19 protein-coding genes and 1 riboswitch are annotated in these 23,022 nt (G+C 70.2%); of the genes, 10 read left to right on the top strand and 9 right to left on the bottom strand.

The annotated features are described in order from the left end of the window. The first annotated feature begins 36 nt into the window (after positions 1–36). Positions 37–942 (top strand): hypothetical protein, encoded by a 906-nt coding sequence (locus tag C4V41_RS28860; protein ID WP_103959089.1) that lies wholly within the window; start codon positions 37–39, stop codon positions 940–942. 220 nt (positions 943–1,162) lie between these two features. On the opposite strand, the gene C4V41_RS28855 is transcribed toward C4V41_RS28860, so the two are convergent. The 3 genes from C4V41_RS28855 to C4V41_RS28845 all read right to left on the bottom strand — a co-directional run bounded on the left by C4V41_RS28855 (position 1,163) and on the right by C4V41_RS28845 (position 4,371). Further along, positions 1,163–1,993 (bottom strand): CAP domain-containing protein, encoded by an 831-nt coding sequence (locus C4V41_RS28855; protein ID WP_200824288.1) that lies wholly within the window; start codon positions 1,991–1,993, stop codon positions 1,163–1,165. A 193-nt stretch (positions 1,994–2,186) separates the two neighbouring features. Beyond that, entirely contained in the window at positions 2,187–3,731 is a 1,545-nt protein-coding gene (gene dacB / locus C4V41_RS28850; RefSeq protein WP_103959088.1) for a D-alanyl-D-alanine carboxypeptidase/D-alanyl-D-alanine endopeptidase, read from the bottom strand. 91 nt (positions 3,732–3,822) lie between these two features. Next, positions 3,823–4,371, bottom strand: a complete 549-nt coding sequence (locus tag C4V41_RS28845; RefSeq protein WP_103959087.1) for a DUF1707 and FHA domain-containing protein — start codon at positions 4,369–4,371, stop codon at positions 3,823–3,825. Between the two features lie 88 nt (positions 4,372–4,459). On the opposite strand from C4V41_RS28845, the gene C4V41_RS28840 reads away from it, so the two are divergent. From C4V41_RS28840 to C4V41_RS28830, 3 genes are read left to right on the top strand one after another with little or no spacing between them, the layout of a single operon-like run. Beyond that, complete coding sequence (locus C4V41_RS28840) at positions 4,460–4,969, top strand: PadR family transcriptional regulator (protein ID WP_103959086.1); 510 nt, start codon at positions 4,460–4,462, stop codon at positions 4,967–4,969. Continuing rightward, the gene (locus tag C4V41_RS28835) at positions 4,966–5,646 is read left to right on the top strand and encodes an ABC transporter ATP-binding protein (protein WP_103959085.1); all 681 of its coding nucleotides are present in this window, start codon (positions 4,966–4,968) and stop codon (positions 5,644–5,646) included. The genes C4V41_RS28840 and C4V41_RS28835 overlap by 4 nt, the downstream gene beginning before the upstream one ends. Continuing rightward, on the top strand, positions 5,643–8,192 hold the full coding sequence (locus tag C4V41_RS28830; protein ID WP_103959084.1) for an FtsX-like permease family protein: 2,550 nt from the start codon (positions 5,643–5,645) through the stop codon (positions 8,190–8,192). The genes C4V41_RS28835 and C4V41_RS28830 overlap by 4 nt, the downstream gene beginning before the upstream one ends. Here the strand turns inward: C4V41_RS28830 and C4V41_RS28825 are convergent. Both C4V41_RS28825 and C4V41_RS28820 read right to left on the bottom strand, forming a co-directional pair. Further along, positions 8,152–9,513, bottom strand: a complete 1,362-nt coding sequence (locus C4V41_RS28825) for an MFS transporter (protein ID WP_103959083.1) — start codon at positions 9,511–9,513, stop codon at positions 8,152–8,154. The two genes, C4V41_RS28830 and C4V41_RS28825, sit on opposite strands and share 41 nt — an antisense overlap. Before the next feature lie 61 nt (positions 9,514–9,574). After that, positions 9,575–10,429: a hypothetical protein gene (locus C4V41_RS28820; protein WP_103959082.1), complete on the bottom strand. Its 855-nt coding sequence runs from the start codon at positions 10,427–10,429 to the stop codon at positions 9,575–9,577. A 241-nt stretch (positions 10,430–10,670) separates the two neighbouring features. Between C4V41_RS28820 and serA the strand changes: the two genes are divergently transcribed. Further along, entirely contained in the window at positions 10,671–12,260 is a 1,590-nt protein-coding gene (gene serA, locus C4V41_RS28815) for a phosphoglycerate dehydrogenase (RefSeq protein ID WP_103959081.1), read from the top strand. 436 nt (positions 12,261–12,696) lie between these two features. On the opposite strand, the gene C4V41_RS28810 is transcribed toward serA, so the two are convergent. Together C4V41_RS28810 and C4V41_RS28805 are read right to left on the bottom strand one after the other, a co-directional pair. Beyond that, positions 12,697–13,503 (bottom strand): class I SAM-dependent methyltransferase, encoded by an 807-nt coding sequence (locus C4V41_RS28810; RefSeq protein ID WP_103959080.1) that lies wholly within the window; start codon positions 13,501–13,503, stop codon positions 12,697–12,699. 61 nt (positions 13,504–13,564) lie between these two features. Then, positions 13,565–14,017, bottom strand: a complete 453-nt coding sequence (locus tag C4V41_RS28805; protein ID WP_103959079.1) for a C40 family peptidase — start codon at positions 14,015–14,017, stop codon at positions 13,565–13,567. Positions 14,018–14,146: 129 nt separating this feature from the next. Next, a riboswitch (cyclic di-AMP (ydaO/yuaA leader) is annotated at positions 14,147–14,288 on the bottom strand. Between the two features lie 99 nt (positions 14,289–14,387). Between C4V41_RS28805 and C4V41_RS28800 the strand changes: the two genes are divergently transcribed. The 4 genes from C4V41_RS28800 (at position 14,388) to cimA (ending at position 19,312) form a co-directional block, all read left to right on the top strand. Beyond that, positions 14,388–15,434, top strand: coding sequence for a 3-isopropylmalate dehydrogenase (locus tag C4V41_RS28800; protein ID WP_103959078.1), 1,047 nt, complete (start codon positions 14,388–14,390; stop codon positions 15,432–15,434). Between the two features lie 223 nt (positions 15,435–15,657). Continuing rightward, positions 15,658–16,755, top strand: coding sequence for a branched-chain amino acid aminotransferase (locus C4V41_RS28795; RefSeq protein ID WP_103959077.1), 1,098 nt, complete (start codon positions 15,658–15,660; stop codon positions 16,753–16,755). Between the two features lie 103 nt (positions 16,756–16,858). Next, a complete protein-coding gene (locus tag C4V41_RS28790; RefSeq protein ID WP_103959076.1) occupies positions 16,859–17,503 on the top strand; it encodes a DsbA family protein in 645 nt (214 codons plus the stop codon). 231 nt (positions 17,504–17,734) lie between these two features. Next, a complete protein-coding gene (cimA, locus tag C4V41_RS28785; protein WP_103959075.1) occupies positions 17,735–19,312 on the top strand; it encodes a citramalate synthase in 1,578 nt (525 codons plus the stop codon). A 30-nt stretch (positions 19,313–19,342) separates the two neighbouring features. Here cimA and C4V41_RS28780 read toward each other — a convergent pair whose 3' ends face one another. Further along, the gene (locus C4V41_RS28780; protein WP_103959074.1) at positions 19,343–20,935 is read right to left on the bottom strand and encodes a heparinase II/III domain-containing protein; all 1,593 of its coding nucleotides are present in this window, start codon (positions 20,933–20,935) and stop codon (positions 19,343–19,345) included. 202 nt (positions 20,936–21,137) lie between these two features. Here C4V41_RS28780 and C4V41_RS28775 point away from each other — a divergent pair, with 202 nt between their 5' ends. After that, positions 21,138–21,737, top strand: coding sequence for an HD domain-containing protein (locus C4V41_RS28775; RefSeq protein ID WP_103959264.1), 600 nt, complete (start codon positions 21,138–21,140; stop codon positions 21,735–21,737). Between the two features lie 8 nt (positions 21,738–21,745). Here C4V41_RS28775 and C4V41_RS28770 read toward each other — a convergent pair whose 3' ends face one another. Then, positions 21,746–22,963 (bottom strand): MFS transporter, encoded by a 1,218-nt coding sequence (locus tag C4V41_RS28770; protein ID WP_103959073.1) that lies wholly within the window; start codon positions 22,961–22,963, stop codon positions 21,746–21,748. Between the last annotated feature and the right edge of the window lie 59 nt (positions 22,964–23,022).

Raw genomic sequence — 23,022 nt, 5'->3', positions numbered from 1 at the left:
TGAGCCTGACACCGTGTCAGGCCGTTCAATGGCGGCATGCTCACCTACCAGGGTTCAGGACCCTACTGTTACGCCCATTCCCTGGCCATGCTGCTCGGGCCCGCCGCGCCGCCGGTCGCGGTGATCGAGACGCTGACGGGGTCGCCGTTCGGGATGCAGCTCGCCGGCGGCACCCGGCCGTACTTCGATCCCTACGCCTGGGATCCCGAGCTGGGGCTCGACGCCGCCATCGAGCTGCTCGGCCAGGAGTGCGAGCGCTCTTCCGGGGGTGCTCCCGGGGAGGCTCTGGAGCGGCTGCGGGCCGCCGTGGCGCGTGGTCCCGTGCTGGCCGGGCCGGTGGACATGGCGCTGCTGTCGTACACGCCGGGCGGGGCCGGTGACCACTACGTCGTGGTCCTCGCCGTGGAGGATGAGACCGTCGTCGTGCACGATCCGCACGGGCACCCCTTCGCCACGCTGCCGGTCGCGGACTTCCTGGCCGCCTGGCGGGGGGAGGCGGTGGAATACCTCACCACTCCATACGTGCTGCGGACCGGCTTCAGGCGGGTGCGGGAGACGTCCGTGCCCGAGGCGCTGCGCCGCTCGCTGCCCGCCGCCGCCCGCTGGCTGGACGGCCGGGACGACCTGCCGGTGCCGCCGGGGACGCTGGGCGGGGCCGCCGCGGCGCTGCGGCTGGCCGAGCTGGTCGAGGCCGGTCTCGACGAGGAGACGCGCGGGATGCTCGTGCACTTCGCGGTGCGGGTGGGCACCCGCCGGCTGGCCGACGCGGCCGGCTGCCTGGACTTCCTCGGCCTGACCGAGGCGGCCTCGGCCGCGGCCGGTCAGGCCCGCGTGCTGGGTGGGCTGCAACATCCGCTGGTCACGGGCGACGACACGGCCGCGGCGGCGGAACTGCGGCGGCTCGCCCCGGGCTACGACCGGCTGCGCGCGGCGCTGGGGTGACGCGGGCCCTGCCGCGGTGCCGGGTGACGCGGGTTCTGCCGTGGTGCCGGGTGACGCGGGCCCTGCCGTGGTGCTGGAGTGACGCGGACCCGGCCGCGGTCCTGTGTGCGGGGAGGCGCGGCCGGGTCCGCCCGGAGGGGAGCGTATGGGCGTGCGGTGGGAAACCGGCTCGGGGTGTGGCCGGTGAAGCCCGACGCTCCCTTGGTACGGGGGGAGTGCGCTAACGAGGGGTGCCGAAGTCCTGGGTCCAGGTCGGTCCCTTGGCGGCGTGCCCGACGCCGATGCGAGTGTAGGAGCAGTTCATGATGTTGGCCCGGTGACCGGGACTGTTGAGCCAGGCCCTGACCACGGAGGCGGCCGAGGGCTGGCCCTTGGCGATGTTCTCGCCGGCCGCGCGGAAGGCGAAGCCCGCCGCCCTGATGCGCTGGTCGAACGTGCGGCCGTCGCGCGACTCGTGCGAGAAGTAGTTGTTGGCCGCCATGTCAGCCGAGTGGCGTTCGGCGGCGAGGTGCAGCTTGGCGTCGTGGACGAGCGGGCGGCAGCCCTTGGCGAGCCTGGCCTGGTTGGTGAGCCGGACGACCGCGGTCTCGGGCGCGGAGGCGAATCCGGCGCCGGCCGACGCCGGGCGGCCGCACGACAGTCGTACCGGGCGTGACTGCTCGGCCCGGCCCTGCGAGTCGAGCGCGACCACGTAGTAGCGGCGCGCGGTGGGGGTGCAGCGCACTTTCGCGGTGAGCCGGGCGTTACTGACGACCTTGGAGCCGCTCTTGACGACGGGGTCGGTGCCGGACGCGGAGACCTTGATGCGCACCCTGAGCCGGGCCTGGTCCGAGCAGCCGGTCCGCGTCACGGTGCCGCGCACCACGCCGCCGGAGACGACCGGCCTGGCCGCGAGCACGCGGCACGCCTGCTGGACGGTGCCGGCTTGCTGGACGGTGCTCGCCTGCTCGGCGGCGGCGGTCAGGGTGGTGGCCGCCTGGGCGGTGGGCGCCGGGATGTTCAGGGTCGCCAGACAACCGAGACAGGCCCACGCCTGGAGCTGTTTGCGCATCCTGTCCTCCGATTCCGGGCTCGACACTGCGTCTCGAACCCGCATTCTGGCCCCCGCAAGTCGGCTATGTCCTGAAAAACCAACGGCTACCTGGAGCTCCAAGTAGCTGAATCGTAATCTGACCCGGCCTGAGCTCGGTAAACCATAACGGCCCCCTGGGCGTCAGGGGGCCGCCTGGTTCACGGGTGGGAGGTCAGCATTCGACAGGCTTCAACCAGGAACATTCCAGATCGCCCGCCTGCTCGGGGCTCCCGGCGCGGAGCCGGGAGACGTCGCCGGCCGCCGCGGTCCGCGAGAACTGGGCGAGGCGAACGGCGATCTTGTCCTCGATGTCCTTGGGCGAGCCCGACAGATACTGGTTCAGCATGATGGCGAAGATCAGCGGTTCACCGTCGGCGCTCGTGACGTAGCCGGACAGCGACGTGACACCGGTCAGCGAGCCGGTCTTGGCGTGCACGTTGTTCGCCGCGGGCGTGTTGCGCATCCGGCTGCGCAGGGTGCCGCCCACGAACCGGTCGGGGTTGCCGGCGATGGGCAGGGACTGGTACCAGGTGTCGTACCAGGGCTTGCTCCGTACGGCCGACAGGAGCTGCACGATCGAGCCCGGCGAGAAGCCGTCGCGGCGCGACAGCCCGGAGCCGTCCCGCATGTTGATCACCTGCACCCCGTTGGCCTTGGCGAAGTCGGTGCTGACCTTCAGGCCGGCCGACCAGCTGCCCTGGTTCGCGACCTTGCGGCCCATGGCCTTGGTGAGGATCTCGGCGTGGATGTTGTTGCTCAGCTTCATGAACGGCACCAGCAGCTCGCCCAGCGTCATCGACTCGTGCCTGGCCAGCTCCTTCGCCCCCGAGGGCGCGGCGCCCACGTCGGAAGGCCCGAGCACCTTGACGCCGTGCCTGGTCAGCGACGTGCGGAACAGCGAGGAGACGTAAGCGGTCGGGTCGTCGACGGCCACCCACTCCTGGTACGGGCCCGCCACCGTACCGGTGATCACCACCGTCCGCGTGCCGTGCTGCCGCTCGATGAGCACATCGGTCTGCGCGCCGACCGTGGCCCGATTGACGATCTTCAGGTAGCCGGTCTCCGGCGTCGTGGACACCTTGACCTTGTCACCGTCGGCCGCCACCGCCACGATCACCGAACCGGCGTCGTAGTCACGGTCGGGCGAGGCGGTCAGGGCCGAGATCGGCGCCGCGTAGTAGGCGGTCTCGTCGTCCCAGGACCAGTCGTTGCCCAGCCGCTGGGAGTCGAACCAGGTGTCGTCGGCCACCAGCCTCCCGGTGACGACCTTGATGCCCGCGGCGGCCACCTTGGCCGCCAGCGCGTCGTAGTCGCCGGCCAGCATGGTCGGGTCGCCGGTGCCGCGCAGCACCAGGTCGCCGGTCAGCACCGAGCCCACCTTGCGGCCGGTGTTCAGCACGGTGGTGGGGAAGCGGTAGTCGAGGCCGAGCGTCTCCGCCGCCGCGGCCGAGGTGAACAGCTTGGTGTTGGAGGCGGGGGTCAGGAGCTTGCCGGCGTCGGTGGCGTACAGCTCCTCGCCGGTCTGGGCGCTCTTGACCACGACGCCCGCCCTGGCGATCGTGAGCCGCGAGTCGCTGAGGATCTGGTTGATGTCCTGGTTGAGGTCGGCCACGCCCGTCGAGGGATCGAGCGCGATGGCGGGGGAGGAGGGACCGGACGCCCACGCGAGGGCCGCGACGAGCGCGCCCGCGACGAGGGAGGCTGAGGTGCGCCGCATGGGGTCTCCAGGTGACTGGGGGATCGCTTGTGAGCATGCGGCAGCCCAGAACACCTGTAATCCGCAAATATCCGTATTTATCGGGAAGGCGCTAGGTCGGCTGGCCCGCCGTCACCATGAAGCCGCAGTCCCCGAACGACACCTCGTCGCCCGACTTCACCCGGGCCGGCCCGACCAGCCGCCATCCGTTGAGCCGGGTGCCGTTGAGCGAGCCGAGATCCACCAGCATCCAGCCGCCGTCACCCTCGCGCCGCAGCTCGGCGTGCACCCGCGAGACCGTCAGGTCTGACAGCACGAGGTCGCAGGCCGAACCCCGGCCCACCACATAACGCAGCCGCTCGTCGCCGGGCAGGGCCAGCCGGGGCAGGCGCGGGCGCCGCCAGGCGGACTGCAGCCGGGTGGTGAACTCCGACACCGACGACACCGCGTCGGTGAGCCGCTGGCGGAGGGTGCTCCGCCGTGGCAGGTCGGCCACCAGCTCGTCGAGCTCGTGCTGGTTGCGCGCGCGCAGTGCCTGGTCGACCCGGCCCACGAAGGTGTCATGTGAGATCCGGCCCTCTACGGCGCGGTCCTTGAGCTCGTCGATCGCACGGTCACGTTCCCCATCTGAGGCGCGAAAGGGCGGATGCGTGGAGCTCATGTAGCGAGTATCGGCCCGAACCTCGCTCCGTGTCCAGAAAAGGGGGATCAGTTGCGAAGGGCATACTCGGTATGCATACTCAGTATCCATGTCGATCAGACACGGACTGCTCGCACTGCTGAGCAGCGGACCGCGGTACGGCTACCAGTTGCGGGTGGAATTCGAGTCGTCCACAGGGGCGACCTGGCCGCTGAACATCGGCCAGGTCTATACGACGCTCTCCCGCCTGGAGCGTGACGGCCTGGTCGCACCGGGTGGTGAGGACGACCAGGGTCGTGCGGTCTACACGATCACCGAGGCCGGTCGCGAGGAGTTGGGGCGATGGTTCAGCACCCCCGTCGCCCAGACCGACCGGCCTCGGGACGAGCTGGCCATCAAGATCGCGATGGCCGTGGCGGGGGAGGTGGACGTGGCCCGGGTCATCCAGACCCAGCGCGCGGCCACCATGCGCGCGCTGCAGGAGCTCACGAGGGCCAAACGGGCAGCTCCGGGGGAGCTCGCCCACCGGCTGGTCCTCGATTCATTGATCTTCAAGGCCGAGGCGGAGCAGCGCTGGCTGGACCACTGCGAGGCCGTTTCCAAGGAGAAGAAGTCATGACGGTGGTGAAGTTGCGGGAGGTCACCCGCGAGCACGGCCAGGCTCACGCGCTGCGCGGCGTGAGCCTGGAGGTCGCGGCGGGGGAACTGGTCGCGGTCATGGGCCCGTCGGGCTCGGGCAAGTCCACGCTGCTCAACCTGGCGGGCGGTCTCGACCGGCCCACCTCGGGCAGCGTGACGATCGACGGCGAGGACCTGGCCTCCGTCAAGGACCTGGCAGCGCTCAGGCGCGGCAGCGTCGGTTACGTCTTCCAGGATCTCAACCTGATCCCGTCCCTGACGGCCGCCGAGAACGTGATGCTGCCCAGGGAGCTCGACGGCGTACGGACCGGGCGGGCGCGCGCCGAGGCGCTGGCCGTCCTGACGGAGGTGGGCGCCGAGGAGATCGCCGACCGCTTCCCCGAGGAGCTGTCCGGCGGCCAGCGCCAGCGCGTGGCCATCGCCAGGGCGCTGATCGGCGAGCGGAAGCTGCTGCTGGCCGACGAGCCGACCGGCGCGCTCGACACGGCGACCGGCGACGAGATCCTGCAGTTGCTGCGCACGCGCTGCGACGACGGCGTGGCCGTGCTGCTGGTCACCCACGAGCCGCGCTACGCGGGCTGGGCCGACCGGGTGGTCTACCTGCGCGACGGCCTCATCGCGGAGTCGGGCGACGTGCGCCTGGAGAGCGCCAGATGAGCGCGTTCCGCGCCGCGCTGCGCCTCTCCCGCCGGGACAGCCTGCGGTCCAAGGGCCGCAGCGCGCTGATCATGGTCATGATCGGCCTGCCCGTCCTGGTCATCACGGCGATGCTCACGCTGAGCGCCACCACGAACCTGACATTACGCGAGCATCTGCCCGCCCAGGTGGGCTCGGTCGCCGACGCGGCCATCATGAGCCACATATACCGGACGCCCATCCGGCAGGACCCTTCCGGCTCGTACGGCGACCAGGACATGGTGCGCGAGCGGCCGCCCGCGTGGACGACCGCCGAGGTCACCAAGCTGGTCGGCGGCCGGCTGCTCCCGTTCTACGCGTGGTCCACCGAGGTCCGGCTGGCGGACGGCTTCGACCGGGTGGAGCTGCTGGAGATCGACCTGCGCGACCCGCTCACCAAGGGCCTGAGGACGCTCACCGAGGGCAGGCTTCCGGCCGCGGCGGGGGAGATCGCGGTCTCGCCCGCGCTGCTCGACCGCGGCGTACGGGTCGGCGACACGCTGAAGCTGAGCAGGCGCGGTGTCCCGAAGCGCGTGGTGGGCGTCGTCGAGCACCCGATCAGGCCGGGCTACATGGAGGTGGTGGGCCTGCTGGACGGGGTGCTGCCGAGCAAGACCGAGCCGCAGGGCAACGGCTGGCTCGCGCGCACCCCGGCCCCGGTGACCTGGGAGGACATGCGGCGGCTGAACCAGGCGGGACTCCGCGTGGCCTCCCGCGCCGTGATCGAGAGCCCGCGCGCACAGAAGGAGTACGACCGGAGCCCCAATCAGGACAACAAGTGGCGCTGGATGGCCATCACCGGGCTGCTCATCGTCACCGAGACGGTCCTGCTGGCCGGGCCCGCCTTCGCCGTCGGGCTGCGGCGGCGCAGGAGGGAGCTGGCCACCATCGCCGCGCAGGGCGGCTCGGCACGCCACCTCCGCGTGATCGTGCTGGCCGACGGCCTCGTTCTCGGCGGAGTGGCGGCCCTGGCCGGCGCCGTGCTCGGTGCCGGTGTGGGGCTGGCCGTGGTGTGGGTCGTGGCCCGGAACCTGGACTGGGGGTACAGCCCGGAGGTGCCATGGGCGCAGGCGCTCGGCGTCGCCGCGCTGGGCCTGCTCAGCGCGTTGGTGGCGGCCGTCGCGCCGGCGATCCAGGCCGCCCGGCAGAGCCCCGCCCAGGTGCTGGCGGGCCGGCCCGGCGAGGCGCGCGACCGCGCGGGCCGTCCGTTGCTCGGGATCGTGCTGGTGCCGGCCGGGGTGGGCCTGACGCTCTGGGTCTCGTACCGGAGCGAACTGGCCGTGGTGGCCGCGTCCACCGTGACCCTGTTCGGGCTGATCGCGCTGACACCCTGGCTCGTGGGCCGCACCGGGCGGCTGGCCGCGCGGCTGCCGCTGCCGGCGCGCCTGTCGGTCCGCGACGGCGCCCGCCACCGGGCACGTACGGCCTCGGCGGTGGCGGCCGTCATGGCGGCCACGATGGCCGCGGTCACCATGGGCCTCGGCTACAACAGCGAGTACGCCGAGCGCATGCGCGTCCACCGGAACGACGCCCCCGAGGGCACCTTGACCGTCAGGGCCACCGACATCGACGACCGGAGCTGGTCGGCGCTGCGCGCCGCGGTCGAGGAGCGGCTGCCGGGGGTGAGCCTGTCCGCTGGACAGGAGACCATCGGCGATGACGGGCGGAGCCTGGTGGCCGCGGTCGACACCTACGACGGGACCTGCTCCGGCAGGCGGTGCTCGGCCGAGGACGCGTTCTACTTCGACGTGCCGATCGGTGACGCCCGGTTGCTCGCCCTGTTCCAGAGGAGGCAGGATCCGCAGGCCGCGGCCGCACTCGCGGCGGGCAAGGCGGTGGTGTTCGACCCCCGGCTGATCAGGGACGGCAAGATCAGCGTGACCGTGGACCGGCTGGATGCCGGCAGAACCACCAGAGAGAAGCGGATCAGGGTGCCGGCCGTCCTGGCGACCCCGGCTGAGCCCAGGCAGGGCGGTGTCCTGCTGCCCCCCTCGGTCCTGACGGCGGCCGGGTACGAAGTGGCCGAGCGGCGGCTCTATGCCGCCTACGTCCCGGACGACGTGGAGCGCCTCGCCCGCGACCTGGCGAGTGTGAGCCCGCGCGCGGAGGTCACCCTGAACCGGGACGAAGCCGAGTTCCAGCTCGCCGTGTTCCTGGCGATGGCCCTGGTCGGTGCGCTGATCCTGGTGCTCGGCGGCACGTTCGCCGCCACCGGGCTGGCCGTCGCGGACATGCGCCGTGACCTCGACACCCTGTCGGCCGTGGGCGGCAGGCCGCTCACCCGCAGGCTCGTGGCGGCGGCCCAGGCCGCCTACATCGCGGGGCTCGGCGCGGTGACGGGCCTGGCCGGCGGCGCGGTCGCCGGCTCCGCCCTGGCCCAGACCATGCAGGGGATATCGTTCGAAGCCAGGGTCGCCGTGCCGTGGCTCTTCCTGGCCGCGCTGGTGCTGGGCCTGCCCCTGCTGGCGGCCCTGCTCGCGGGGTTGTTCACTCGGACGCGTCTGGTGCTGGCACGACGGGTGGGGTGAGGCGGTAGCGCAGCGTCATCAGCACGGAGGCGAAGATGATCAGCGCGGGGATCGTGGTCTGCCCGATGAGGACCGCGGTCACCGCGCTGTCCGGCTGCTCGACCGGCCGGCTCGGCTCCGACTCGATGAAGCCGCCCAGCGACAGGATGATCCCGAAGATCAGCGCCCCGAACGAGCTGACCCCGTTCTCGATGGCCGTCCACAGCCCGGTCAGCACGCCGGCCCGCCGTTTGCCCGTCTTCGCCGCGTCCACCGCGATCACGTCGGCCAGCATCGAGAACAGCAGTAGCTGAACCCCGGCGATCCCCACGCCGACCAGCAGGATCATCAGGTGGGCGTAGACGGAGCCGAAGATCGGGGTGGCCATGGTCGCCGCCGTGCCGCCGCCGAACAGCAGTGCGGCCAGCATCATCGCGCCGCGCTTGTCGAACCGCTTGGACAGCCACACCCACAGCGGCATCGTCAGCACCATCGGCCCGACCAGCGCGGCGAACAACGTCTGCGTGGCCTTGGGCGTGCCGATGGTGTAGGCGGCGAAGTACGGGGCCGCGGCCAGCATCATGCTGACCGCCAGCATCTGCGTGCAGGCCAGCGCGGTGATCCAGATGAACGCCGAGTTGCCCTTGATCGCGGCGAACTGCTCGCGCCACCCGCCCCGGTCCGCCTCGGGAGCGCCCGTCATGGGGGCGCGGGCGGTGCCGAAGAACGAGCCGAGCATCGAGACCAGCAGGATGGCCGCGATCGTCGCCGCCATCAGCCGGTAGCTGCCGAGCGTGCCATCATCGCCCTGGCTGGTGACGATGGCCGGCGCCAGCACGCCGCTGATCGCGGTGGCCGCGCCGATGAAGATCATCCGCCACTGCAGCAGCGACGTGCGCTCGTGGTAGTCGTGCGTCATCTCGCCCGGCATCGCCTTGTACGGCACCTCGAACAGCGCGTACGCCGTCGCCGTGGCCAGGAAGCACGCCCCCACGTAGAGAGCGGCGGGCACTCCCGTCAGCGGCGGCCCGGCGAACACCAGGAAGAACGCGATCGGCAGCGTGCAGGCCCCCGCCAGCAGCCAGGGGCGCCGCGGGCCCCAGCGCGACCGGGTCCGGTCCGACCAGCGACCCACCAGGGGGTTGACGATCAGGTCCCAGACCTTGGGCACGGTCACGACCACCCCGGCCAGCCACGCGGGCACGGCCATGAAGTTGGTCATGTAGTAGAGCAGGAGCAGCCCGGGCACGGCATTGACCGTGGAGGTGCAGAAGGAGCCCACTCCGTAGCCGAGGCGCACGCTTCTCGGGACGGTGGACGCGGTCACCGCCGGTGCGATCATGCCCCATATTGAAGCCGAGCGAGAGCTTGTTCGGTAGGGCCCACTTTCGCGGGCCCCGCCGTCAGTCGCTCACGTCGGCGCACACCACGTGAGCGCCGATCTCGACCATCCGCTGCTCGCTGCGTGAGTCGGCCACCCTCGCCATGAGGATGGGCGCCCCGGAGGCGGCGAACTGCGGCAGCCGGGCTCGTGTCAGCCGGTGCAGGTCGCGTACGACGTCCTCGGCCGCCGACATGTGCACCTTCACGTGCAGCATGATCCCCGGTGCCCCCGAAGCCGTGCGGGCCTCGGAGATCCAGACATGGTGCACGAGCGGGAAGTCCATCAGCAGGTACGCGATCGCCTGGCGCAGCGCCGGCAGGATCGGATGTGTACATCTCCGGTAACCCGGATCCACCTGCTGCATGGGCCCCGACAGGTGCGGCCTGGGCGCGGGCACCCACGGCAGCGCGGGCGCGTCCGTGCTCGGCGGCGCCACCTGGGCCAGCGCGGCACCGCGCGACACGGTGGCCATGGCGCCCGTCGCGTAGGCGGCCGGCACCGCCCCGCTCATGACGGGCGTCGGCCCCGTGCGCGTCGAGGTGATGAAGCGCTGGAGATCGCCGATGGGCACGGCCGCGGCGGCTGGTCCGGCCGCGTCGATGACGATCTCCCGCACTCCGGTGACACGCTGGATGTCCAGGATGGTGTCGGCGTCACATGCCGATAGGGAATGACTGCCGCGGTGCCTGGCATAGGTGGCAGGACCGGTGTACCCGAGCAGAACCCGGTCACCGGCTTGGGTCGTCCCAAGGACGACGGAACGATCTGGTCGCACTGCCACCAGGACTCCACCGTCGGCGAGAGCGCCCAGCAGGCGATGTGGAGTGCCATGCTGGGCGAGCACGTCGGCAAGCGCAGGATTCCCGATGCTCATATGACGAACCATAGGTAGTCGGCCACGGCTTATCAGGCTAATGGCGAATAAATCTCCCGATCAAGACAAAGAAGCGTACGACCTGAATGAGTTTCGGCCCCGGTGGGTACGGCAGTCCCGTCTCACATCGTGGGTGTCTCGTGAACGCGTTCACAAGCGGTGGATAGACTCTGTGGGACCGCCGGGGGGGATCCGTGGACGTGTCCCCCTCAAGCCCGCCGTGCCCTAAGGATCCACACCAGTGAACAAGCCCGTCGTTCTGGTCGCAGAGGAGCTGTCCGAGGCTGGCCTCGCCGTACTCGGCGCTGATTTCGAGGTCCGCCACACCGACGGCGCCGACCGTTCTCAGCTTCTGCCCGCTCTCGCCGAGGTGGACGCGCTGATCGTGCGCTCCGCCACGCAGGTCGACGCCGAGGCCATCGCCGCGGCGCCCAAGCTGCGCGTGGTCGCCCGCGCCGGTGTCGGACTCGACAACGTCGACGTCGACGCGGCCACCAAGGCCGGCGTGATGGTCGTCAACGCGCCGACCTCCAACATCACCAGCGCCGCCGAGCAGACCGTCGCCCTCATCCTGGCCAGCGCGCGCAACACGGCCCAGGCCCACTCCGCGCTGAAGAACGGGGAGTGGAAGCGCTCCAAGTACACCGGTGTCGAGCTCGACGAGAAGGTCATCGGCATCCTCGGCCTGGGCAAGATCGGGCAGCTCGTGGCCCAGCGGCTGCTGCCGTTCGGCGTCGAGCTGATCGCGTACGACCCCTACCTGCCGCCGGCCCGGGCCGCGCAGATGGGCGTCAAGCTGCTCAGCCTCGAAGAGGTCCTCAAGCAGGCCGACTTCATCACCGTGCACCTGCCGAAGTCCAAGGAGACCCTCGGGCTCATCGGTGACCGGGAGCTGCACCAGGTCAAGCCGAGCGTCCGCATCATCAACGTGGCCCGCGGCGGCATCGTCGACGAGAGCGCGCTCTACTCGGCGATCAAGGAGGGCCGGGTCGCGGGAGCCGGCCTGGACGTGTTCGCCAAGGAGCCGTGCACCGACAGCCCGCTGTTCGAGCTGGACGAGGTCGTCGTCACGCCGCACCTGGGCGCCTCCACGCACGAGGCCCAGGAGAAGGCCGGCACGCAGGTCGCGCGGAGCGTGAAGCTGGCGCTGGCGGGCGAGTTCGTGCCGGACGCCGTCAACGTCCAGGGCGGCGTGGTGGCCGAGGACGTCAAGCCGGGCCTGCCGCTGGCCGAGAAGCTGGGCCGGGTGTTCACCGCGCTGGCCGGCGAGGTCGCCACCAAGCTCGACGTCGAGGTGCGCGGCGAGATCGCGGCCCAGGACGTGCGGGTCATCGAGCTGGCCGCGCTCAAGGGCGTGTTCTCCGACGTGGTCGAGGAGCAGGTCACCTACGTCAACGCGCCGCTGCTCGCCAAGGACCGCGGCATCTCCGTCGAGCTGGTGACCAGCGCCGACAGCCCCGACTGGCGCAACGTGGTCACCGTGCGCGGCGTGCTCGCCGACGGCCGCACCGTCTCGGTCTCGGGCACGCTGTCCGGGCCCCGCCAGATCACGAAGATCGTCGAGGTCAACGGCTACGAGATGGAGATCGAGCCGACGGCTCACCTCTGCTTCTTCACCTACACCGACCGTCCCGGCATCGTCGGCGTGGTCGGCCGTCTCCTCGGTGAGCACTCCATCAACATCGCCTCGATGCAGGTGGCCCGCGACACCAAGGGTGGCAAGGCGCTCATCGCGCTGACCGTCGACTCCGCGATCCCGGCCGAGGTGGTCGAGCAGATCGGCGGCGAGATCGGCGCCGAGAGCGGCCGCACCGTGGACCTGGAGGACTGACCCTCTTCGCGGTCAAGGGCCGTCACCTCCTGGTGGCGGCCCTTTCGCATGTCTCACGATGCGAGATGCTAGGACATCCAACGAGATTCCTCGGGTACTGTGACGGGTAATGCGCCAGGTTCTCGTACTCATTACCTGCCGCGGCGGGGCCTGTTAGGGCAGGTCGACGACTCGCCGCGGTGAGCGGCGTCGTGTCGGCCATCAAGTCCCTTCCGTCCGGTCCGTGACCCGGACCACGAGATCAGGCCCGGTCGGATTCGCGACCGGAGTCCGGCTTTTCAGCGAGATGCGCCCGCGAGATGAGATGAGTCACATGTACGAGATGTACGCCTTCAACCGTGCCGAGGACCAGCAGGACGAGGCCGCCGAGGCCGTCCAGACCGCGCTGGACCGCCGCGACAACGGCGGCGCCCCTCAGAACTCCAGCCGGTAGCCCTCAGAACTCCAGCCGGTAAAAAGCCGCCGACCGCTTCATCCCCGGCAGCGCCTTGACGATCCAGGCCGACATGCGGTGCGTCATCGACAGGTCCGCGAACCCGTCGATCTCGAACGCGCTCACCGCCGACACGCACCGCAGCCGCGGATGGATCGCCTCCAGCTCGGCCGGGCCCTCGACGCCCCAATGAACCGTGGCCCCGGCCTTCTGGACGGGCTTGTTGAGCTTCTGCAGGCGTAGCCCGGTCCGGCTCAGCGCGTCGAACACGAACTGGCCGCCGGGGAAGCGCTCCACGACGGCCCGCAGGAGCTCCGGCCCCTTGGCCGGGTCGAGGTAGTAGAGCAGGCCCTCGGCGATCACCAGCACGGGAGCGTCGTCGGGCACCCGCTCCAGCCAGTCGAGGTCCGTGGCCGACGAGCCGATCATGGCGTAGCCGGGCCGTCCGGGGAACAACCGCTCGCGCAGCTCGATGACCTCGGGATAGTCCAGGTCGTACCAGCGGATCGAGGGCGGCGGGTCCATCCGGAAGACGCGCGTGTCGAGGCCGCAGCCGGGCTGCAGCACGATCGCCTCGGGATGGCGGTCCAGGAACTCGCCGGCCCACCTGTCCATGAACCGGGCTCTGAGCGCGACGGCGTTCGCGCTGCCCGGGGTGATGCCCGTCTTCGTGAAGTCGTGATCGATCCGGCCGATCACCTCGGAGGCCATGCGGTCGCCGAGGATGGGGTGCGGGGATTTCGCGTCGAGTGCCTTGCCGTACAAGGTGGCGAGGAGTGTCGCCTTCTCTTCGGTGAGCGTGAGCCGCATGCCCTCCACGCTACGTCCGAGGACCGCGAGCGGCCCGCGACGGGGGCCGCTCGCGGTGTTCTCAGAGGGTGGCGGTGGGCATGTTCGGTGCGGGGGCCCGGCGCTTGTCGAGAATTTCGGCCCAGCGGCGGACACCCGAGGGGTCGGGGCGGACGGCGCCCACGAAGGCGCTCCTGCGCCATTCGGAGAGCCGTTCCTCCTTGACCACGTCACCGCTGCGTGGCGCGTGCACCATGTGCCCCGGCTTGGAGATCATCCCGACGTGACCCAGGTTGCTGAAGAAGGCCAGGTCGCCGGGTTTGAGGTCATTCCAGGCGATCTTCTTCGAGAACGCCCCGTACTGCTGGCGGGCGGTGCGCGGCAGGTCGATCCCCGCCGCCTCGTATGCCCTGAGCATGAGCCCCGAGCAGTCGTACCCGCTCTTGCTGGCGCCGCCCCAGACGTACGGCGTGCCGCGCTTGTCCATCGCGTAGGCGAGGGCGGTCTTCCACGCGGGGGTGGGGAGGTTCGCCACCCGGGCACGTTTGACGTCGTGTCCCGTCAGGGTGATGGTGGATTCGTCGGTGGCTGCCTGAGCGGCCGGGGTGGCCAGGATGAGCCCGGCGGCACCCGCCGCCAGGATTGTGGCGATGCGAGACAGAAGCCTGTCCTTCCATGCGGCCGACCGGGTTAGCTGACGGGCTCGGGCCTGGAAGTCGGCCCTACGGCGATGCCGATTCGCCCCATGGGGGGAGGTGGGTCCCCGGCTCCACGCAACGGCTGCGTGGATTAGGCCCGACGGACTCTAACGAAACGGTCAAAATGCCGCAAACCGCACAAAAGTAGACGTCCGACAAGTGAGATGATGTGTTCGTCAGTCGAGACGAGCCGGTAAGGTACCGCCCATGGAGTCGCGTAACATCCGCCTGGCCGTCATCCCTGGAGATGGCATTGGCACCGAGGTCGTAGCCGAAGGACTCAAGGTCCTGGAGGCGGTGGGCACGAAGATCGAGCCCACGCACTACGACCTGGGCGCCGCCCGTTACCACCGTACCGGGGAGACGCTGCCCGACGCGGTCCTCGACGAGCTGCGCGGCTACGACGCGATTCTGCTCGGCGCCATCGGCGACCCCAGCGTGCCGCCCGGCATCCTTGAGCGCGACCTGCTGCTCCGGCTCCGGTTCGAGTTCGACCACTACGTCAACCTGCGCCCGGTCAAGCTGTTCCCCGGCGTCGAGACCCCGCTGGCCGACACGCCGAACGAGAACATCGACATGATCGTCGTGCGTGAGGGCACCGAGGGCCTCTACGCGGGCACCGGTGGCGTCATGCGGCGCGGCACGCCGCACGAGATCGCCACGCAGGAGTCGCTCAACACCGCCCACGGCGTCGAGCGCGTGGTGCGTTACGCGTTCGAGAAGGCCAAGACGCGGCCGCGCAAGAAGCTGACCCTCGTCCACAAGACCAACGTCCTCACCTACGCCGGTGACCTGTGGCAGCGCACGGTCAACCGCGTGGCCGAGGAATACCCCGAGGTCACGACCGACTACAGCCACATCGACGCGGCCTCGATGTTCTTCGTCAGCCAGCCCGAGCGGTTCGACGTCGTCGTCACCGACAACCTGTTCGGCGACATCATCACCGACCTCGGCGCGGCCATCGCGGGCGGCATCGGCCTGGCCGCGAGCGGCAACATCAACCCCGAGCGCACCACGCCGAGCATGTTCGAGCCGGTCCACGGCAGTGCCCCCGACATCGCCGGCCAGGGCAAGGCCGACCCCACCGCGACGATCCTGTCCGTCGCCATGCTCCTCGACCACCTCGGCCTGCGCACCGAGGCGGCCAAGGTGGAGCAGGCGGTGGCCGACGACATCGTGGAGCGCCTGACCGGCTGGGCCAGCCGTACCACTCACGAGATCGGTGACGACATCACCGCGCGAGTATCCGGCTAGGGCCGCCTAGCTCCGAACGCGCCTGGCGGTCCGAAGAGGACTGCCAGGCGCTTTTTCGCGTCCAAAAGGGCTAATCACCCCATTGGCCGATTGCCATCCCATATAGCGAGACAATAGGAAGTACGGACTGCCCCCGGGGCACGACCGCGGACCACAGCGGGTCCGCCGACAATGGGCAGATTCCGGTAGATTTCGGTAGATCGCAGAGAGAAGGACCGCCGTCATGACCATCGCTCAGAAGCTCAGCTTCGACGTGCAGCTATCCGACCACGCTCGCACCGCGGCCGAGCGGGAGCAGGTGCTGGCGAACCCCGGCTTCGGGCAGTCCTTCACGGATCACATGATCTCGATCGACTACACCGAGGGCGAGGGCTGGCACGACGCCCGGCTCCTGCCCTACGGGCCGCTCTCGCTCGACCCGGCGACCTCGGTCTTCCACTACGCGCAGGAGCTGTTCGAGGGCCTCAAGGCCTACCGGCAGGCCGACGGCTCGATCGTGACGTTCCGCCCGTACGAGAACGCCGCCCGCTTCAACCGCTCGGCGCTGCGCATGGCCATGCCGGAACTGCCCGAGGCGACGTTCGTCGACTCGCTCGAACTCCTCGTCGAGACCGACAAGGACTGGGTGCCCACGACCGAGGGCCACAGCCTCTACCTGCGCCCCTTCATGATCGCCACCCAGGCGGGGCTGGGCGTCAACTACCCGTCGAAGACCTACAAGTACATGGTCATCGCCTCGCCGGCGGCCTCCTACTTCACCGGCGGCATCAAGCCGGTCTCCGTCTGGCTGTCCACCGAGTACACGCGGGCCGCCCCTGGCGGCACCGGCTTCGCCAAGTGCGGCGGCAACTACGCGGCGGCGTTCGTGGCGCAGCGCCAGGCCGTCGAGAACGGCTGCGACCAGGTGGTGTGGCTGGACGCGGGCGAGCACAAGTACGTCGAGGAGATGGGCGGGATGAACCTGTTCTTCGTCTTCGGCGACAAGCTCGTCACCCCCGCGCTGACCGGCACGCTGCTGCCCGGCATCACCAGGGAGTCGATCCTGGAGCTGGCCGGCGACCTGGGCCTGGAGACCGAGGAGCGGCTCGTCTCGGTCGAGGAGTGGCAGTCCGCGAGCGAGTCGGGCGAGCTGACGGAGGTGTTCGCGTGCGGCACGGCGGCGGTGGTGACGCCCGTGGGCACGGTCAAGGGCGCCGACCGCTCCTGGACCGTCGCCGACGGCACCCCCGGCCCCGTGACCATGCGGGTGCGCGAGGAGCTGGTCGGCATCCAGTACGGCGCCCGCCCCGACGCCCACAACTGGATCCACAAGATCGTCTGACCGGACTCCCCCGTGTGGCGGCAGCCGAGGAGGAATGCCGCCATACGGGCATTGGTTGCGTTTCGGGTAGGGTCTGCGCGATCAATGAGGTGAGAGTGGGCTGATGATGAAGCGGTTGCTGGCGGTCGCGCTGGCGTGCGTGGCGGTCGCCGTACTCGGGGTGCTGGCGTTCTCCGAGCCGGGCACGTCCTTGGAAGGGGTGAAACTGGCCCGCCAGACGGACGGCTCCATGGTGCTGGCCGACCGGGGGAGCGACGCTCCCGTGCTGGACGTCTACGAGGACTTCGACTGTCCCATCTGCAAGGACATGCACTCCAAGGTCGACGCCACGATCCAGAAGCTGGCCAGGGAGGGCAAGGTCAAGGTCGTCTTCCACACCGTGACGATCTTCCGCGACGAGCCCATGCGTTCCAACTCCGTCCGCGCCGCCGCGGCCGCCCGCTGTGTGCCGGAGGCGAACTGGCTGGCGTTCAGGGACGCGGTGTACGCGATGCAGCCCGCCCCGCACGGCTCGGCCTCCGGGTTCACCGTCGAGGAGCTGAGCGCGGCCGCCAGGAAGGCCGGAGCGGCGGTGGACGCGTGCGTGGCGTCGCAGTCGTACGCCAAGGCACACCTCGAAGAGACCGCCAAGATCCCCCTGGAGGGCACCCCGACCGTGCTGCTCGACGGGCAGATGCTCGGCAACGAGGCGTTCGACCCCGCGGCGCTGGAGCGCGCCATCACGGGAGGCGACGGAGTCGAGGTGTAACCCCGGTGTCGAGGCCAGGTGTCCCACAAGATGAGACCCGTGTGCCAGATGGTGATTCCATGTGGCACACTGAGTGGCATCATGTTTAACAGTCTGCTCATTATCGGCAGGCGCGCTGGCTGACAAAGGACACCGCCAGCGCGCAGACCTCTCACGTCCGTGAGGGGTCTTTTTGTTTTCCCGAACTGTTTCCCGAGGACCTTCATCCTTCTTCCAGAGAGAAGAGAATTCATGGCCGACGACCGCTTCCACGTATACGACACGACTCTGCGAGATGGCGCACAGCAAGAGGGACTCAACCTCACGGTCGCCGACAAGCTCGCCGTCGCGCGTCACCTGGACGGCCTGGGCGTCGGCTTCATCGAAGGGGGCTGGCCGGGCGCCAACCCCAAGGACACAGAGTTCTTCAGGCGGGCTCGAACAGAGCTCGACCTGAAGCACGCGCAACTAGCCGCGTTCGGCGCGACCCGCCGGGCCGGTGTGCAGGCAGCCGACGACCCTCTGGTAGCCGCTTTGCGCGAATCCGGCGCGCCGGTCGTGACCCTTGTCGCCAAGAGCCACGACCGGCACGTGGAGCTGGCCCTCCGCACGACTCTCCAGGAGAACCTCGCGATGATCCGCGACACGGTCTCTCATCTTCGTGCGGAGGGGCAGCGAGTCTTCCTCGATGCCGAGCACTTCTTCGACGGTTACAAGTCCAACCCAGCCTACGCGCTGGAGGTCCTGCGGACCGCCGCCGAGGCCGGGGCCGACGTCATCGCCCTGTGCGACACGAACGGCGGCATGCTCCCCGACGAGCTCGCCGAGATCGTCCAGGAGGCCGTACGCACCAGCGCCCGCGTCGGCATCCACTGCCACGACGACACGGGCTGCGCCGTGGCCAACACGCTGGCGGCGGTCAAGGCCGGGGCCACACACGTCCAGGGCTGCGCCAACGGCTACGGCGAGCGCTCGGGCAACGCCAACCTCTTCACGGTCGTGGCCAACCTGCAGCTCAAGCGGGGCTTCGACCTGGTGCCGACGGGGGCGCTGGCCGACATGACCCGCATCGCGCACGCGATCACCGAGGTCACCAACGTCACCCCCAACTCCCACGCGCCCTACGTCGGCACGTCCGCCTTCGCCCACAAGGCCGGCCTGCACGCCAGCGCCATCAAGGTCGACCCCAACCTCTACCAGCACATCGACCCGGCGCAGGTGGGCAACGACATGCGCATGCTGGTCTCCGACATGGCCGGCCGGGCCTCGGTGGAGCTCAAGGGCCGCGAGCTGGGCTACGAGCTGACCCCCGAGCACACCAAGACGCTGGTCGAGCGGGTCAAGGACCTGGAGGCCAGGGGCTACACGTTCGAGGCCGCCGACGCCTCCTTCGAACTGCTGCTGCGCGACACCGTCCAGGGCGAGCGCAAGCGTCACTTCGAGGTCGAGTCCTGGCGCGTCATCGTGGAGCGCACGAAGGGCGGCGAGCTGGTCAGCGAGGCCACGGTCAAGCTGCACGCCAAGGGCGAGCGCATCGTGGCCACGGGCGAGGGCAACGGCCCCGTCAACGCCCTCGACAAGGCCGTCCGCCAGGCCCTGGAGCAGCTCTATCCCGAGCTGGCCAACCTGGAGCTGGTCGACTACAAGGTCCGCATCCTCGAAGGCACGCACGGCACGGACGCCATCACCCGCGTCCTCATCACCTCCAGCGACGACACGGCCGAGTGGGCCACGGTCGGCGTGGCCGAGAACATCATCGACGCCTCGTGGCAGGCCCTGGAGCAGGCGGTGACCTACGGCCTGCTGAAGGCCGGGCGCGACTGCTCGTAGGTCGTGGCTTGGAACAGGCCTCGTAGCGGCTTAGAACAAGTCGGCCGGGAAGGACACGCCCTCCACCGTGACCTTCCCGCCCGAGCACGTCACCTTGGGCGAGTCCGTCCCCGGCACGATCACCGTCAGCAGCGACTTGGCGGCCGGCGACACGACGACGTTGGTGGCCTGCTTCGCCAGATACGTGGGCGACACCCAGCCCAGCTTCCCGCCCCGCTCCACCCGCTGGCCGCCGACCCGGTCGCACGACGAGAGCTGCAGCAGGGTGACCTTGAACTTGCCGTCGCCCAGCACCACCTTGCCGCCGCCGCTGGAGATCACCTTGAACGACGGGGCGAAGCGCCACACGTTCTCGATCTTCTTTCCGCCCGACGCCGTGTCCAGCACCGCCATCAGGTCCTCGCCATGGTTGACCAGCACCGACCTGGTCCTGCTCACGCCGTACGCCTTGTCGGTCACCTGGAACGACTGCCGGTCCTTGCCGTAGTCCGTCTTGACGAGCCGGCTGGCGGTCCTCGGCTTGAACCGCGCGCCCACGACCGTCGGCACGTTGTGCGCCTCCGGCGAGAGCGTCCAGTAGCGGTAGGAGCTCTTCTCGTAGGAGTGGAACCCGCCGTCCACCAGGATGTCCCGGCCCCGCGCGAAATAGGTCACGCCCAGGTGGTCCTCGTGGCCGTGGAACTTCATCCCGGGCCCGAACCTGATCGAGTAGTACGCCGCCGAGTCCGGCTTGTCCCACGCCGTGCGGCCGAACACATAACCGGCCCGGTATGCCTTGACCTCGTCCTTCGGCGTCCCGGCGTCCATCTTGGGCTCGGTGTCGGCGCTGCCGTCGCCGATGGGCACCATGTAGCCGTTGGGCATGGTCGCGTGGGCGATGAAGTCCTTGAGCGCCTCGGTCCTGGCGGCGATCTCGCCGGGCACCTTGCGGCCGCACGCCTTCATGTTGGTCATCGCGACCTGTAGCCGGCCGTACACGTAGACCGCGTACCTCGGGGCCTGCTCCATCAGCGCGCCCTGCGCGTCGACGTCGAGCTTGACGGTGCCGGTCAGGCGGCGGGAGGCCAGGCTCGCCCAGTCCTCGCGGCCGTACCTGCAGCCGATGCCCATGAGCGCGATGTCCTGGTCGATGCCGTGGTTGTGGCCCTTCTTGTACAGGCGCGCGTCCGACAGCAGCTTGGCGTGCACGGCCAGGCTGTCCTTCAGCCAGCCCGCGTTGACGTGCCGGCTCAGGCAGAGCAGCGGCTGCGTGCGCAGCGAGACCGGGTGGTCCTTCCAGACATAGGGCCGCGTGCCGCGGGCGCCGTACCTGTTGGCGGACACCCAGTCCTGGGCGATCTCCGTGGCGCGGTCCAGATAACGCTTCTCGCCGGTGTTCTCGTACTCGACGACGAGAGTGCCCATCCAGCGCAGCGACTGGAAGACGAACTCCCAAGACCTGTTCTTGTACGGGCTCGCGTTCCAGTTGATCTTCTTGCCCAGCTGGTACGCCGGCAGCCCCACCAGCGAGATCTCGCCCTTCATCACGTCCGAGGCCGTCGGCGTGCCGGGCAGCCAGTCACCCTGGCACTCCGCGGTCCTGGTGACCTTGTCGTTGTCGAGGGCGTGCGCTGCGGGGCTCACGGATGCGCCGAGTGCGAGCGTGAGGCATAGAGGTATCGCGAGCCGGCGCACGCCAGTTCCTTTCGGGACAAAAGTTGAAGGCGGGACATGCTTTCGGAATCTCGATCAACTGGTCAAGTTGAGTTCCCGATTCGTTAGCGGGCCGATGCGGCACCGGCGCCCCGGCTGGCCAGGGGCGTACCGCCGGGACATGCTGGAGTCCGTGAGAATCGACGACCTCGTCATCCCGGACACACCCGCCTGCCGTGGCGCGCTCGAAGTGGCGGCCCAGTACCACTCGCCGTCCCTGCTGAACCACTCCGTCCGCGCCTACCTGTGGGCGGCCGCGTACGCCCAGGTCAACGCCATCGACTTCGACGCCGAGCTGCTCTACGTGTCGTCGATGCTGCACGACATCGGGCTGGTCGCGGAGTTCGACAGCCACACGGTGCCGTACGAGGAGGCGGGCGGCCACGTGGCCTGGGCCTTCTGCGCCGGGGCCGGCTGGTCGCCGGAGCGGCGGCAGCGGGCCTGTGAGGTGGTCGTCCGCCACATGTGGGAGGAGGTGCCGCTGGAGGAGGACGCGGAGGGGCACCTGCTGGAGCTGTCCACCGGCATGGACATCTCGGGCCGCAGGACGGACGAGATCCCCGCCGGCCTGCGGCAGGAGGTGCTGGAGCGACACCCCCGGCTGGAGATCGCCAAAGAGTTCGCCACGTGCGTGTCGGAGCAGGGCGCGCGCAAGCCGGAGAGCTTCGCCGGCCGGTTCGTCCGCGGCGGCATCCTCGACCGCATCGCGGGCAATCCGCTCGACCGGCTCTGAACCGGTCCTCAAGCGCCGGGCGCGGCCACGGCGCCGGGTGGCAGGCGGCGGGACAGGCGGAGCAGGGCGAGCGCGGCCAGACCCACCAGGACGGCCAGCGTCACCCACAACATCGCCGGCGCCGCGCCGAGGATCGCGGAGAACCCGGCGGGCGCGACGACCGCCGCCACCGCCCAGGTCTGCTGGTAGATCGCCAGGTAGCGGCCCCGGAGCGCGGGCGGTGCGGCGGCGGCCGCGAGGGCCCAGCCGGGCGTGGTGTGCGTCAGCTCGCCGAGGGTGAGGACGAGCGTGGCCACCAGCAGCCCGGCGACGCGGGCGGGCCCGGCGGGAAGCAGCGCCGTGGCGGCGTACGCGGCGCAGGCCAGCATCATGATCAGGCCGCTGAGCGCCATGGCGTGCGTACGGCGTGAGTGACGCTGCCACCGCCGCACCGGGAGCTGGCCCGCCGCCACGAGGACCGTGTTGATCGCGTACAGGACGCCCAGGAGCGCGGGCGAGACACCGAGCACCGTGACCGCGTACACCGGCATGGCGACCGGCAGGATCACGTGGATCAGCGTGTACGCCTGCTCCGCCACCACCAGGCCGACGAAGGGCCGGTCGGCGAACACCTCCCGGTAGCCTCCAGGCCGCCCGGGCGGAGCGGCCGGTGCCCGCCGGCCCGACAGCACCAGGCACGCGGTCGCCACGGCGAAGCTGGCCGCGTTCACCAGCGCGATGATCGCGAACCCCGTGGCGCCGGCGATGGATACCACCCCGGCCGACAGCAGGCCGCCCAGGCCGAAGGCGGCGTTCCTGGCGGTCGCGATCAGCGTGTACAGCCGGTCCCTGGCCGCGCCCTCCGCCAGGACGGAGATATAGCTGCCCGAGGCCGGGTAGTAGGCGCGGTCCCCGACGGCGACCACCGCGGCGACCGCGATCAGGGACACGAACCCGTCCACGAGGGGATAGGCGGCGAACGCCACCGCCCGCAGCACGTACGTGGCCATCAGGACACGGCGCGCGTCGAACCTGTCGATGAGGATCCCGGCCACCGGGTTGGCGGCCAGCCCCACGACCGCCGCCACGGTGACCCCCAGCCCGACGGTCGTCATGGGCAGGCCGGTCACCTCGTGGATGAACAGCAGGGTCAGGGGCAGGTAGAGCCCGTTGCCGAGCGCGTCGACGAACATCCCGACCAGAAAGGGACGCGCGCCCACCACGCGAGTGGTGGAGGTGGAGACCATCCGACCAGTGTCGTCAGGTGCCCCCGCCGCCAGATCGGCCGATGGTCGCAGGGCGAGAT

The organism is Nonomuraea solani, from assembly GCF_900108335.1.
Taxonomy (GTDB): Bacteria; Actinomycetota; Actinomycetes; order Streptosporangiales; family Streptosporangiaceae; genus Nonomuraea; species Nonomuraea solani.
Note: the sequence above shows the minus strand (reverse complement) of the source record. Positions and strands in the feature narration are given on the sequence as shown.